This is a genomic window from Vreelandella venusta, assembly GCF_015689495.1.
In the GTDB taxonomy this organism is placed as follows: Bacteria; Pseudomonadota; Gammaproteobacteria; order Pseudomonadales; family Halomonadaceae; genus Vreelandella; species Vreelandella venusta.
Map to the genome: position 1 here is coordinate 1,020,733 of NZ_CP065135.1, position 12,666 is coordinate 1,033,398.

At 50.3% G+C, this 12,666-nt stretch carries 9 protein-coding genes and 1 riboswitch; of the genes, 4 read left to right on the forward strand and 5 right to left on the reverse strand.

Annotation, left to right across the window (positions count from 1 at the left end; genetic code table 11):
• The first annotated feature begins 45 nt into the window (after nucleotides 1-45).
• The 3 genes from IR195_RS04835 (at nucleotide 46) to IR195_RS04845 (ending at nucleotide 2,988) form a co-directional block, all read left to right on the forward strand.
• Nucleotides 46-555 (forward strand): porin family protein, encoded by a 510-nt coding sequence (locus IR195_RS04835; protein ID WP_125746163.1) that lies wholly within the window; start codon nucleotides 46-48, stop codon nucleotides 553-555.
• Nucleotides 556-854: 299 nt separating this feature from the next.
• Nucleotides 855-1,916, forward strand: coding sequence for an HlyD family secretion protein (locus tag IR195_RS04840; protein ID WP_206048903.1), 1,062 nt, complete (start codon nucleotides 855-857; stop codon nucleotides 1,914-1,916).
• Complete coding sequence (locus tag IR195_RS04845; RefSeq protein ID WP_125746173.1) at nucleotides 1,906-2,988, forward strand: DUF2955 domain-containing protein; 1,083 nt, start codon at nucleotides 1,906-1,908, stop codon at nucleotides 2,986-2,988. Before IR195_RS04840 ends, IR195_RS04845 begins: the two co-directional genes overlap by 11 nt.
• 231 nt (nucleotides 2,989-3,219) lie before the next feature.
• Here the strand turns inward: IR195_RS04845 and IR195_RS04850 are convergent, their stop codons facing one another.
• The 5 genes from IR195_RS04850 to IR195_RS04870 form a co-directional block, all read right to left on the reverse strand.
• Nucleotides 3,220-4,686, reverse strand: a complete 1,467-nt coding sequence (locus tag IR195_RS04850) for a DASS family sodium-coupled anion symporter (RefSeq protein ID WP_206048904.1) — start codon at nucleotides 4,684-4,686, stop codon at nucleotides 3,220-3,222.
• Nucleotides 4,687-5,033: 347 nt separating this feature from the next.
• Nucleotides 5,034-6,743, reverse strand: a complete 1,710-nt coding sequence (locus IR195_RS04855) for a hypothetical protein (RefSeq protein WP_206048905.1) — start codon at nucleotides 6,741-6,743, stop codon at nucleotides 5,034-5,036.
• Nucleotides 6,744-6,924: 181 nt separating this feature from the next.
• Nucleotides 6,925-8,886: a phosphomethylpyrimidine synthase ThiC gene (thiC, locus tag IR195_RS04860; protein WP_241006798.1), complete on the reverse strand. Its 1,962-nt coding sequence runs from the start codon at nucleotides 8,884-8,886 to the stop codon at nucleotides 6,925-6,927.
• Nucleotides 8,887-8,930: 44 nt separating this feature from the next.
• Complete coding sequence (gene tenA / locus IR195_RS04865) at nucleotides 8,931-9,629, reverse strand: thiaminase II (protein WP_206048906.1); 699 nt, start codon at nucleotides 9,627-9,629, stop codon at nucleotides 8,931-8,933.
• Between the two features lie 90 nt (nucleotides 9,630-9,719).
• Nucleotides 9,720-9,878, reverse strand: a riboswitch (TPP riboswitch).
• Nucleotides 9,879-9,967: 89 nt separating this feature from the next.
• On the reverse strand, nucleotides 9,968-10,912 hold the full coding sequence (locus IR195_RS04870) for an integron integrase (RefSeq protein WP_206048907.1): 945 nt from the start codon (nucleotides 10,910-10,912) through the stop codon (nucleotides 9,968-9,970).
• 214 nt (nucleotides 10,913-11,126) lie between these two features.
• Between IR195_RS04870 and IR195_RS04875 the strand changes: the two genes are divergently transcribed.
• Nucleotides 11,127-12,608 carry an AAA family ATPase gene (locus IR195_RS04875; RefSeq protein ID WP_206048908.1) on the forward strand — a complete coding sequence of 494 codons (1,482 nt, stop codon included), beginning with the start codon at nucleotides 11,127-11,129 and terminating at the stop codon, nucleotides 12,606-12,608.
• Nucleotides 12,609-12,666: the final 58 nt, after the last annotated feature.

The window sequence follows — 12,666 nt, forward strand, 5'->3', positions numbered from 1 at the left end:
TTAAAAAGTGTAAGGAAACACTGTTTTTTAACTGAGGTTTAACTTATGAAGATGACCGTATTATCACTCACCTCTGCCGCTCTTTTAGTTGGTGCGGGTACGTTCGCGGCATCGGCTCAAGCGCAACAATCCTTTCAGTACCCACAAGGATATGTGGGCGGCGATGCCATGTTTTGGAGCCTGAACCCAGAAAGAGGTTCTTCACGCGATGACGTTGGTTTGCGTCTCCGCGGTGGGGCACAGTTCAATGACTATTTCGCCTTAGAAGGCCATTTGGGAACAGGTGGTTCAGATGGTGGTGCCGAGCTAAATCACGTTGCGGGTGCTTATGCGAAAGGTATCGTACCCATTGCTCCGGAAGTGCGTTTGTATGGCTTAGCGGGCTTCACAGAGGTTGATATTAATAATGACCGTGAAACCGGTTTCTCCTACGGTGCCGGTGCAGAAATGGATATCAGTTCCAATGTATCGGTAGGCGCTGATTACATGCGCTACCTAGATAAATCTGCCTATGATTTTGATGCTGCCAGTGTAGGCCTAAAGTACCGCTTTTAAGGTAATTGCCTAATACTTAATTAACCTACCGAAGAAACAAGGCCCTATTGCTAAGCCAAGCGATAGGGCTTTTTTGTGCTCGGCAAAGGGGCTTTCTAACGAACTAGAGAATGGAAGGAGGCTAGTTCGTATATAAGTCGATGTCTCCAGGGTACGTTATTGGAGTGGCTTGATTGAGCGCTCATTCATAATGAAAATATTGTTAGCTTGCTAATTGTTTGTTAGACTAAAGTATTCCACCTAATAATATCTCCAAGCGGTGACCTAGTCGCTTTGATGCTCGTCAATGAGAAATTCCAATGTCCCCTGATCAACAATTTACCCGATGGGTGAAAATAGCCCTGACCGTATTCCTATTGCTGTTCGTTTACTTCTTAGTGGCCGATAGCTTTATGCCCATGACGCCTGAGGCGCGGGCAATGCGCCCCGTCACCAGCATTGCTCCTGAGCTAAGCGGCCCTGTGCAAGACGTGGTGGTGAGCGATCATCAGTCGGTAACCCAAGGGGATGTGCTGTTTCGCTTAGACCCATCTCCCTTTCAAATCGCCCGCTCCCAAGCCCAGTTAAACCGGGAGCAAGCGGAGCAAGAAAACGCCCGCTTAAATGCAGAGCTAGCAGCTGCTAGGGCATCACTTGCCTCGGCACAGGCTACTTTCGATGAGCGCAGCGGTGAGCGCCGCCGTGCTGAAGCGCTGCTTGGGCGTCAGGGGATTTCCCGCCAGCAGTACGAACAGCAGGTCGCGGCTGAACATACCGCGCAGGCGGCTGTGGCATCTGCCCAGGCGCAGATTGACAGCTTAGAAGTACAGTTGGGAGAAGAGGGCGACGATAACTTACGCCTTCGCCAAGCGAATAATGCCCTGGAGAGAGCCGAGCTGGATTTAGCCCATACGGTAGTAAAAGCGCCTGAGTCCGGTGTGGTCACTAACCTTCAGCTACAGCCTGGCCATTATTTGCAGGCGGGACAGCCTGCGGTGGCGCTGGTCGCGAACACGCTAGAGGTTGTGGCTGATTTTCGTGAAAAGAGCCTGCGCCATGTGGCGCTTGGCGATGAAGCAAAAGTGGTCTTCGATGGCTTGCCGGGACAAATTTTTGAAGGGCATGTCAGTGCCTTTGATGCAGGCACCCGCGCAGGTCAACAGGCGGCGGATGGCCAACTTGTGGATATTCCTGCTTCAGATCGCTGGGTGCGAGATGCGCAGCGCACGCGTATTCATGTGGCGTTAGATACGCCGTTGACTGAACTACCCCCAAGTGGTGTGCGGGCAACGGTGCAGCTAGTGCCGGGCGAGCATGACATGGCTAAGCCGTTTGCATGGCTGCAGGCGCAGCTGATTAGTTGGCTGCACTATGTTTACTAAAGCGGCTATTAAAACGGTTATTAATAAGACACCAGCAGTGGCTGTTAATAAGCCAGCGCTCTCTCAAAACGGCCTGCGCCAGTGCTTACGGGTCGCGGGCGGCGGTTCACTGGGGTTTATTATCAGCCAACTAATGGGCTGGAATTATGGGGTGTTTTTCACCGTCTTCCCGATGTTCTTGTTAGGCATGGTGCCCCTTTTAAATGGCAATATCATTCGCCAGTTTTTGGCCAACGTTAGTTTGAATGCTTTGGAAGTTAGCATGGTGGTGGGGCTGCTAAAGCATATGCCGTTAGTAATGACGCTGGTTGTACTAGGTCTGTTTTTGCTGCGCTTCAATTTAATGGCAAAAGGCCCGTTTTTTCTGTTTGGCGCGAATGGCGTACTGACGCTAAGCATATTGCTGCACTTTGCTAGCTACCCAGGTGTTGATTTAAGCGATCTGTTGGCGAGCAATATTATGGCCAGCTTGCTGGCGGTATTTATTGCCATGTTGATGCATACGCTATTTCCCGATGTTGAACCCCGCCAGCCACCACCGCGTGGTGCAAAGCCTGCTGCTCAAATTCGCCATGAAACATTGATGGGCGGCATTACGGCTACGCTCTCGTTTGTGGTGTTCCAAGTGTTTGACCTCCGTGATTCGCTGTCAGCGCAAATGGCCACCATTCTGATCTTGTTTGCTTTAGGTTATTCCGGCGCGCGAGTATCGGCAGGTAAGCGGGCAATCGGCACGTTACTGGGCTGTAATCTGGCGTTGGCAATGCAGTTATTGCTTTACACCCAAAGCCATCATTTTTTACTGGTGATTTTGTTCTATTGGCTTGGATTAATGCTGTTTGCTAGAGAGCATATCTTGGAAGGTGGCGGCTCAGGCATTGGCTTTGGAGGCCTGACAACGTTGGGTATTCTCTTTGGCCAGTCATTAGGCCCGCAGCAAGACCTTGTTTATAGTGCGCTTTATCGGTTTTCTTCAATGTGCGTTGCGCTCGTGGGCACCTTGTTGGTCATGGCGTGTTTACACTGTTTGCTAAATAGTTGGCAGCCAACGCGCCTGCCTAAAAGTAATTGAGGTAACTTTTCTTACCAAGGCTACGCTAAGGAAGGTGTCGCCATTCGGAGTAAGTATTCACTTAGTGAGCGGCATCATCCCTACTAACGGATTAGAGGTGCTCGTCATGGCAAGCGGCAAAGAAGATAAAGTGAAAAGTAAGGCCAAATAGAAAGCTAAGAAATAGCGTCTATCCAGGGCAGTTCAATGCCAACAGAGGTCAATAACCTCTGTTGGCTTTTAGGCGGTAACTCAGTAGTGGCCAAGCAGCTTCCACCATAAACCACCAACGACTACCCAGATGAGCAGGTTCACCACGCTCATAATGAAACCTGCTTTCCACCACTCTCCCAGCGTCAGGTAGCCTGAGCCAAAGATGACGGGTGAAGTGCCTGTGGCGTAATGGGTTAAGGTCATCATAATCGAAGATGTGGCCGCCATAATCAGCACAAAAGGCATAGGTGGGGCGCCGAGGCTTAAGCCAACGGTGAGAAATGCTGCCATCATCGCGGTGATGTGTGCAGTCGTGCTGGCAAAAAAGTAGTGGGTATAAAGAAAGGTGAGTACCAAGAGTGCAGAAGCTCCCGCCCAACCAATCCCCATCGTAGTAATCCAGCTCTGCATATTCGCTGAAAACCAACTAATTAGGCCTGTTTCGTTAAGCTGGCTAGCCATCATAATAAGAGCACCAAACCACAGCAGCGTATCCCAGGCATTTTTTTCTTTCAGCACATCTTCCCAGGTTAAAACCCCTGTTAGCAGCAGTAGCGATAGGCCAATAAACGCAGACGTTGTGGTGTTAAGTGTGAACGCATCCCCCAGGAATATCGCTGGGATATCCGCCCAAAGCAAAAGCAGCACTAAGAAAACGAACAGCATAATGCCTTCGTTTCGGCTTAGTTTTCCTAGTTCGGCAAGTTTATCTCTCGCCAATTGAGTGGCATTTGGGGTTTCTTTAATTTCCGGTGGGTAAAGCAAGTACAGAATGTACGGCATCGCCAGGATGGCGACCAAGCCCGGCAGCAGCATGGCGACCGCCCAGGTTAACCAGCTCAGCTGTATTTCCGCTCCGGTGGCGGACGAGATAAGTTGAACGGTTAATGGGTTAGGAGCGGTGGCGGTGATAAACATAGCCGAGGTGATGGGGTTGCTGTGGTAATTCACCAGCGCTAGATATTTACCGATTTTACCCGACGTGTTGTCTTCAGGATGCGAGTCAAAGCTGTGAGCGATAGAGCGCATAATGGGGTGGATAATACCGCCACCCCGTGCGGTATTACTGGGTGTGACCGGTGCAATTGAAAGTTCGGAAAAGGCGAGGCCATAGCCGATCCCCAGCGTACGCTTGCCAAAAATCGAGATGAAGTAGTAGCCAATACGCGCACCCAGGCCAGTTTTAATCAACCCGCGTGAAATCATAATCGCAATGGCAATTAACCAGATAAGTGGGTTGGCATAACTGCTTAAGGCGACAGTGATGGCCTTGCCTGGCGTATCGCCGGTAACGCCGCTGGCCGCGACAATAGAAATCGCAATCACAGAGATCGCCCCAATAGGCATGGCTTTGCCGATGATCGCGACAATGGTACCGACAAATATTGCCAGCATAAGCCAAGCGTTTGGCGTCAGCCCTTCTGGCAAAGGAATTACCAGCCAAATCAATAAAGTGGTGGCCACAGCAATTGCGGTCGACCAGGGGTTGAAAGGTAGTGTCGGCATAATGGATACCCATAGATTAAAAAAACAGCAGCCAGCGGTACACTTGGTATAAGTAAGATAGCGCGCTAAATGCTATTTAAGTCTATAGATATCTAATGTATCTCTCATTGTTCCACGTCAATTGCCGTTCCATCATCCAGTGGGCTCAATAGTGATGGGGTATCACTCACTTCAATCATGCCTACCATGATGAAAGCGGCTATTTTTGTTGAGCCTGGGCACATTGAAATTGACGACAAGCCCAATGGCCCCTTTATTAGCGTGGCTGCCGACGAAAAACTCGCTAGCGCCCGCAATGTTAGCTGCGTCCAATAGCGAGTTTTTCGGATTTAAGGGATAGCCAGTGCTTAGTTCAATTCCAGCGAGAAGCTCATTTCAACGCCTGCATCATCCACTCTGAACCAGTACTCCATGTTCTTGTAGATATCGCTGTATTGCCTGAGCAGATCAACATCAAACTCTGCCATTTCATCGGAAGGCATTTGCGCTATGACATCGGCCAGCGAATCGTAGAACTCACCTGTCAGATGGCCATGAACCAGTAGGTCCCGCTCGGAAACAGAGGCTTGCAGTTCTTCCTGTAGTGTTTCGGAATCGCTAATGCCAACGCCCAAGGTAATGGCGTTTTCAGACATCGCCGCGTAGAGCTTTGGTGAGTCTGGTGGCAGCATCATGCTGTCGATTCTTTTGGCTTCTCCGCCGGGTTCGAGTCCTAGTGTCCCTATATCAGGCACGAACGCGCTTGCTGTAGACAGCAGGGCAAGCGGGTTTTGCGAAGCGAGGGTCAAAAGACCGGTACCGGCGGGCTCGCCCTGTTTCATTGTCAGGTTGTTAAGGCGTGCTCTGAAACCAGACAAGGATGGGCCAACCATCATGGCGATGGGATTATTGATCGCTTTGTTGAGGTCATTCCAGCTGCTGTTTAACTCCTGTAGCTCAGCACAGCTAAAGGGGTTTTGACGCACTTCCTGGGCATACTTCTGAACAGTTTGCATCAGCACCGGTAGATTCAGACCTAGCCCGAAGCTAGCCATGCCCTCTGTGCTACCAAGGCCCGGAACTTGGGCGGTCATGGCACGGAGGTCGCTGACAATAGCCTCATCGGTTTCTAGGATGAGATTCATCTCCATACGGTCGAGGTTATACTCACGCATACCCATGACAATACCGGGGAAGCGATTGGTGATGCGGTCAATATCTGCTTGGCAGGCGGAGAGGTCCAAGCGCTCTGCATCAGCCGCGTCCAATAGTGCTTGAGTCGCTAAGTGTGTGGGTGTGCTCAGCTCACTAAGCAGGCGTGATGAGTCGATTTCCCCGGCACCATAGGGCGTGAAGCCATGACGCTGTTCAATTTCCTCTAGGGCGCCGGTATCACCAACGTTGCTGTCAGGTAGGCTGTTACCCAGCACCTGTGATAGCAACTCATCGGTGGCATTTTCAGGCACCACAGACATCAACAGTTGCTTATCGATAATGGCCATGATGGCTTTGATCGGACCATCTTGTGTTAGTACCCAGTACTCATGCCCGTCTGTTGTAGCCGTACTCGGAGTGATCTCTGCATTGGTGAGAATGCGCTGAAGCGTTTCGCGGAAAGCGTCTTCATCCTGCAGTTCTATACGCAAAGTGGGCAAGATGCCCAGTCCGTATAAAGCGACCTGGGGACTCATTTTAAAGCCCAGCGCATGGATATCATCGAGTGTTTCAACCCCGACAAACTCTTCCCCCATCGCGATCAACAGAGATACCAGCGAATGCAATACCTCATCGTCTATCTCGTGCAGCGTGTCGCGCAGTTCATCCAAGTCCGCTTCCAGGTTGCCCTTTGGCTGCATGCGCTGGTAAAGAGCAAAGGCATCTTGTTCAGGCATTGATTCCCGTGTTGCCACAAAATAGGGAGAGTCGGCGGGGATATATTTCAGCAGCGAAGTTGAGAGGGTTTTTGGTGCTTCCTGCTGGGTGTCTGTTGCTGTTGGCGCGCTATCATCGCTGCAGCCACTCAGTACGCCTGCGCTGAGAAGGGCAAGAGAAACAGCCAAGGATAATTTAGTTCTCATCTAACATCAGTCCTTTGAAAAATGGTGACTTTAAAGTGAGCATTTTAAATAACACTCATTGTGAATGATAATCATACACAAATTAATTTAAACTAGCCTCTTCTTGGTTAAGAAAATGGCCCTTGAGGTCGTGTAAGACCCAAGAGCCACTTGTTAGCAGTAAAACTTACAGGCTGCTATTTTAAACTTCCTGGTACAGTTCGCTACCTTCTCGGCGAAACTTCTCGGCTTGCTCCTGCATGCCACGCTTAACGGCCTCAGAATCGCTTTCAGCGGTATTTTCCGGTGTGCGGTCCCGATAGGTATCGCGTACTTCCTGGCTGATCTTCATGGAGCAGAACTTCGGCCCACACATGGAGCAGAAGTGCGCCACTTTAGCGGAGTCCTTCGGCAGGGTTTCATCGTGGAATTCACGGGCGGTGTCCGGGTCTAGCCCCAGGTTGAATTGGTCTTCCCAGCGGAATTCAAAACGTGCTTTGGAAAGCGCGTTATCGCGACGCTGTGCTGCCGGGTGGCCCTTGGCCAAGTCCGCTGCGTGGGCAGCAATCTTGTAGGTGATGATGCCGGTTTTGACATCATCTTTATTCGGCAGACCCAAGTGCTCCTTTGGCGTCACATAGCAGAGCATTGCACAGCCGAACCAGCCGATCATGGCCGCACCGATGCCAGATGTAATGTGGTCGTAGCCGGGGGCGATATCGGTGGTCAATGGGCCGAGGGTATAGAAAGGTGCCTCGTGACATGCCTCAAGCTGCTTATCCATGTTCTCTTTAATCAAGTGCATGGGCACATGGCCAGGGCCTTCGATCATCACCTGGACGTCGTGTTTCCAGGCGATCTTCGTCAACTCACCCAGGGTCTCCAGCTCGGCGAACTGCGCTTCGTCGTTAGCATCGGCGACTGAGCCGGGGCGCAGACCATCGCCCAACGAAAACGCTACGTCGTACTGTTTGCAGATCTCACAGATCTCTTCGAAATGGGTATACAGGAAACTTTCCTGGTGATGATACAGACACCATTTGGCCATAATCGAACCGCCACGGCTGACAATGCCGGTCACCCGGTTGGCGGTCAGTGGCACATAGCGTAGCAGCACACCCGCGTGAATGGTGAAGTAATCCACGCCCTGTTCAGCCTGTTCAATCAAGGTGTCGCGGAACACTTCCCAGGTCAGGTTTTCGGCAATGCCGTTAACCTTCTCAAGCGCTTGATAGATCGGCACTGTGCCAATCGGCACCGGCGAGTTGCGAATAATCCACTCACGGGTCTCGTGAATGTTCTGGCCCGTGGAAAGGTCCATGATGGTGTCCGATCCCCAGCGGATACCCCAGGTCATTTTGTCGACTTCTTCTTCAATCGACGAGGTAACTGCCGAGTTACCCAGGTTGCCGTTAATCTTGACCAGGAAGTTACGGCCAATAATCATCGGCTCGGATTCTGGGTGGTTGATATTATTGGGGATAATCGCACGCCCCCGGGCGACTTCATCGCGCACAAATTCCGGTGTGATCTCTTCCGGCAGTTTTGCACCAAAGCTCTGGCCAGGATGTTGGTGACCAAGAATACGCTCAACTTCAGCGGTGCCTAATGTTTGGCGGCGCTGGTTTTCGCGAATGGCGATAAATTCCATTTCAGGGGTAATAATGCCCTGGCGCGCATAGTGCAGTTGGGTGACATTTTTACCTGGTTTTGCGCGGCGCGGGGTGCGCGTTAAATCAAAACGCAACTGAGCAAGCGTTGGGTCGTTAGCGCGGCGATTGCCGTACTCACTGGTGGGGCCGTCAAGGAACTCGGTATCGTTGCGCTCTTCAATCCAGGCGCGGCGCAGGGCGGGTAAGCCTTTGCGTAAATCGTTGTTGGCGGCTGGGTCGGTGTAAGGGCCAGAGGTGTCGTACACCAGTAGCGGCGGGTTCTCTTCATCAATGCTGCTGGTTTTAGTGGGCGATAGAGTGATTTCCCGAAACGGCACGCGAATATCGGGTCGCGAGCCTTCAACGTACACCTTGCGCGACGCAGGCAGCGGCTGAATGGCAGCGGCATCGACCTGGGCGGTTTCAGCTAAAAAATGACTGGTTTTACTTGTTACGGTCTTAGTTTTTGAGGTCTTAGCTTTTACAGTTTCAGTTTCTAAAGTCTTCGTCATGACGGTCGTCTTCCTTCGTTGTTGATTATGGTTATTGTGTTGGCTTAATGGGTGGGATCTTGGTCTGTTAGATCGCTGTCTATCAGATCCAGACCCATCTGCCAGAAATCGATTTCCAGACGCGTGGCGTCGCGGAAGATCTTGCTTAGCTCGGCAAAGCGGGCAGGGGTAACATCGGCCAGGCGGGCGTTGAGCCATTCAAGCTCAGCCTGCATGGCGGCCTGAAACTCCTGGCTTTCGTACATCGCTATCCAGGCATCAAAGGGGTTTTGGCTGCCACGTAGGGTAGAAGGCTGAGCGTTCAGCCAGTTGGCGATTTCGCCGTAGCCCACTAAGCAAGGAGCCAGCGCTACGTGTAAATCGAGCAGGTCGCCGCGATTGCCGGTATCTAATACGTAGCGGGTATACGCCAGGGTAGCCCTGGCTTCGGGCAGCTCCGCCAACGCTTGCTCGGAAATCCCCCACTCCTGGCAAAAGCCCACGTGCAGACCCAACTCCACATCCACAATGGCTTTTAAGCCTTCATGGGCCTGGCGCAGATCAGCCAGCGTAGGGCTTTTATAGGCGGCCAACGCGTAGGCGCGGGCGAAGTGAATCAAAAACAGGTAGTCCTGCTTCAAATAGTGGCGAAAGGATGCTTCTGGCAGCGTGGCGGTACCCAGCTGGCGGACAAAATCGTGCTCAATATAGGCGCGCCAGTCGTCATGGCAGGCATTAGTAAGATCAGTAAAGCGGTAGCCCATGGTGCCTCCGGTAGTAATGATCCGGAGGGCGAGCGATTGAGATCGAGTGAATGGCGCTGAAGGTGGCGTGCGATCGTGAGGAAGAGCTAGCCAAGGCCATCGCTTGATCCCTACGCCGGTACCCGCGCGCTCGTCATAGGAGCAGCGCATTAGCCGGATCAGGTTCAGCGGGACCAGCGCTTTGGCAGTATCAAGTGGATACGCCCTGCACCATCTCAGCCGGATTCACCGGCACCCCGTCAAGCAGTTAGTGCCAAGCAGTCTAGGAGGACGAGAGAAGAGATGCAAGGGGGATAGTGAGTGAATAGCGGGCTGCTTAAAAACGTGAATGTACTGCATTAACCTAGTGGGCTTCTAACACCCGCAAATCCATTACCTAGCACATGGGTATATATTTGAGTGGTTTCGATGCTTTTATGGCCTAGTAACTCTTGAACCGTGCGAATGTCAGTGCCTTGGCTAAGCAGCTGAGTTGCGAAACTATGTCGTAAAGAGTGGCATGAGCCTGGGCGTGTTAAAGAAGCGGAGCGCATGGCATATTTAACGGCTTTTTGTACAGCAGAAGTATGGATGTGATGTAGCACTACACGTCCCCACTCATCGAAACAGGGCTTGGATGAAGGAAAAAGCCACTGCCATGCGAGGGAAATGCCTGCATTCGGATATTTTCTATCCAGCGCGTAGGGCAGTGATACAGGAATTGCGTTGGTTGCTATACGAGACGCAAGTTGCTGCTCTGTTATCTGAATATGGGCGTTTAATGCTTCCTCACAAGAAGGTGGTAATAACGTAGTGCGGTCTTTATTGCCTTTGCCTGCACGGACAGTGATGACGTGGCGCGCAAAATCGATATCTTTTACGCGTAACCGACAAGCTTCGGAGACTCGTAACCCAGAGCCGTACATCAGCGATGCAATCAGGAGCATGGAGCCGGACAGATGCTCAAATACATCCATAACTTCTTGGTGAGAAAGCACGACAGGTAGGCGCTTAGGGCGCTTAGCCCGGCTAAAATTACCCACCTCACCCAGCGGTTGATCTAGAACGTGGCGATACATAAATACGATGGCATTGAGTGCCTGGTTTTGTGTTGTCCCAGCAACGCGCCTTTCTAACGCGAGATATTCCAAAAATTGCCGCACTTCATTGCCTGCCATATTGGCAGGATGCTGCATTCTGTGAAAACGAATGAAAAAGCGAATCCAGTAGCAATAGGTTTTCTCAGTACGGAGGCTATAGCGCTTGACCCGCAGTGTCGCCTTGACGCGTTCCATTAGTCTCATAAGAGTCACTCTTGGTAGCTGTCTGTTTATACAGTATTATTGGGCAAGGAAAAACACGCAAGCACGCGAATTTTGGATAGGCTGCCAAAATTTGCTTTGCCCCCTTGGGAATCAATGGGGTAGAGTCAAATTGGGTGGCTGCAAAACCCCAATGAATGTGCCGTCGCGTTTATTGGGGTTTTGTGGCGAGGCGTATAATCACTGTTAGGTTTCCATGAGCATTCAATCGGAATTTGAAATGACTTTAAGTAATTTGGATTTAGGCGGCGTCAAAGCTGATGGTCTTAAACGTATTAATGTTCTCTTGGGGCGGAATGGGGCTGGGAAAAGTCGATTTCTACGAGCAATAGATCAAGCGATATTCCGTAACGATTCTTACTATGTCCGCTATATTAGCCCTGAACGAGCAGGTGTTTTTCGGCGTGACGGTAATGTAATGACCAACATGGAAAACAGTCCTGGTTGGCTTGAGGAGGTTAGGAGAAAAAATCAGGCAGAGAATTTTAAGGCAGCGTCGGCTAATCTTCTGCGTGAGGTAGAAACTGCTTACTTAAGAAAAATGCAGGATACGCCTGAAATCAGGCAAGATCAGTCAAAGAACTTCCGTGTTGAAAGGCTTGAAAAGATTAACCGACTACTTGCTAACCTCATTATTTGTCAGGAAGGCTCCGACTTTGTATTTCGGAACAATGAGGGTGAAACGATTCAGCCTGATCAAATTAGTAGCGGAGAATCCGAAGCTGTAGCTCTTGCAGTTGAGATGATGTATTTCTTTGATAATTTGAAAAAGGATAGATTGAATCTTCTCCTTATTGATGAGCCCGATGTGCACTTGCATCCAGACTTGCAGTACAGATTGGCTACATTCTTGGTGAGCTTGGTTAGTGATCTTCATGAATCTATGAGTCCGAAGGTGGCTGTTATCATTGCTACTCATAGCACCCCCTTTATATGTGCTCTTTCGCAAGCTGACGGCGCTACTGTAGGAACAAAAAATTTTGGTGTCGATAAGATAACGTTCCGTGAAGTGAGTAACCAAATCAAGAAAGTAGCACCTTTCTTTGGTCACCCTCTTTCATTAAGCCTAAGCGACGATGTGATGCTGATTTTAGAAGGGGAGGATGACGAGCGGGTTTGGCAGCAAGCATCTCGATCCTCACAAGGTAAGATTAAATTATTTCCGGTGCTTGCAACTTCAGTTGATCAACAGACAGAGCTTGAAAGATTTACCGCAGAATTAATTGATAGTCTTTATGATAATCCTTTAGCTTATTCGCTTAGGGATGGTGATGGGGTTCAGGATGAAATCCCTAATCATGGTTCGGTAGTTCGTTTTCGTCTCCAATGCTATGCCATCGAAAATTTACTTCTTTCAGATCAGGCATTAACTATTCTCGGAAAAACCTGGAATGAATTCCAGATACTTGCAAATGCATGGCTTGAGGACAATGCAACACACAAAGATAGCGGAAAAATTAGTGAGCTTATCAAATATGACGATCGCCTTAGGCATACTAAAATAAAGGAAATACGACAGTTGATCTGCTCAATAGCAGGAAGTAATAAACCTTGGGAGGTTGTAGTTGGGCAAGCAATAGGCTCATTAGATTCAAGTGCTCTACCAAGTGGGCCGCATGATCTGCCCACTCTCATCGGACAAAATGCTACAGCATTATTGCTAGGTACATGTGCCTAAAAAACCTAACAAGCACAGGCACTGGGACAAATTTTCCGCTGCGCTTCAAATTTGCCCG

What these genes read in the sequence shown, in the direction of transcription:
- IR195_RS04845 (WP_125746173.1), top strand. Translation starts at nt 1,906, where the DNA reads ATGTTTACTAAAGCGGCTATTAAAACGGTTATTAATAAGACACCAGCA.
- IR195_RS04870 (WP_206048907.1), bottom strand. Translation starts at nt 10,912, where the DNA reads ATGAGACTAATGGAACGCGTCAAGGCGACACTGCGGGTCAAGCGCTAT.
- IR195_RS04855 (WP_206048905.1), bottom strand. Translation starts at nt 6,743, where the DNA reads ATGAGAACTAAATTATCCTTGGCTGTTTCTCTTGCCCTTCTCAGCGCA.
- IR195_RS04850 (WP_206048904.1), bottom strand. Translation starts at nt 4,686, where the DNA reads ATGCCGACACTACCTTTCAACCCCTGGTCGACCGCAATTGCTGTGGCC.
- IR195_RS04840 (WP_206048903.1), top strand. Translation starts at nt 855, where the DNA reads ATGTCCCCTGATCAACAATTTACCCGATGGGTGAAAATAGCCCTGACC.
- IR195_RS04875 (WP_206048908.1), top strand. Translation starts at nt 11,127, where the DNA reads ATGAGCATTCAATCGGAATTTGAAATGACTTTAAGTAATTTGGATTTA.
- IR195_RS04835 (WP_125746163.1), top strand. Translation starts at nt 46, where the DNA reads ATGAAGATGACCGTATTATCACTCACCTCTGCCGCTCTTTTAGTTGGT.
- thiC (WP_241006798.1), bottom strand. Translation starts at nt 8,886, where the DNA reads ATGACGAAGACTTTAGAAACTGAAACTGTAAAAGCTAAGACCTCAAAA.
- tenA (WP_206048906.1), bottom strand. Translation starts at nt 9,629, where the DNA reads ATGGGCTACCGCTTTACTGATCTTACTAATGCCTGCCATGACGACTGG.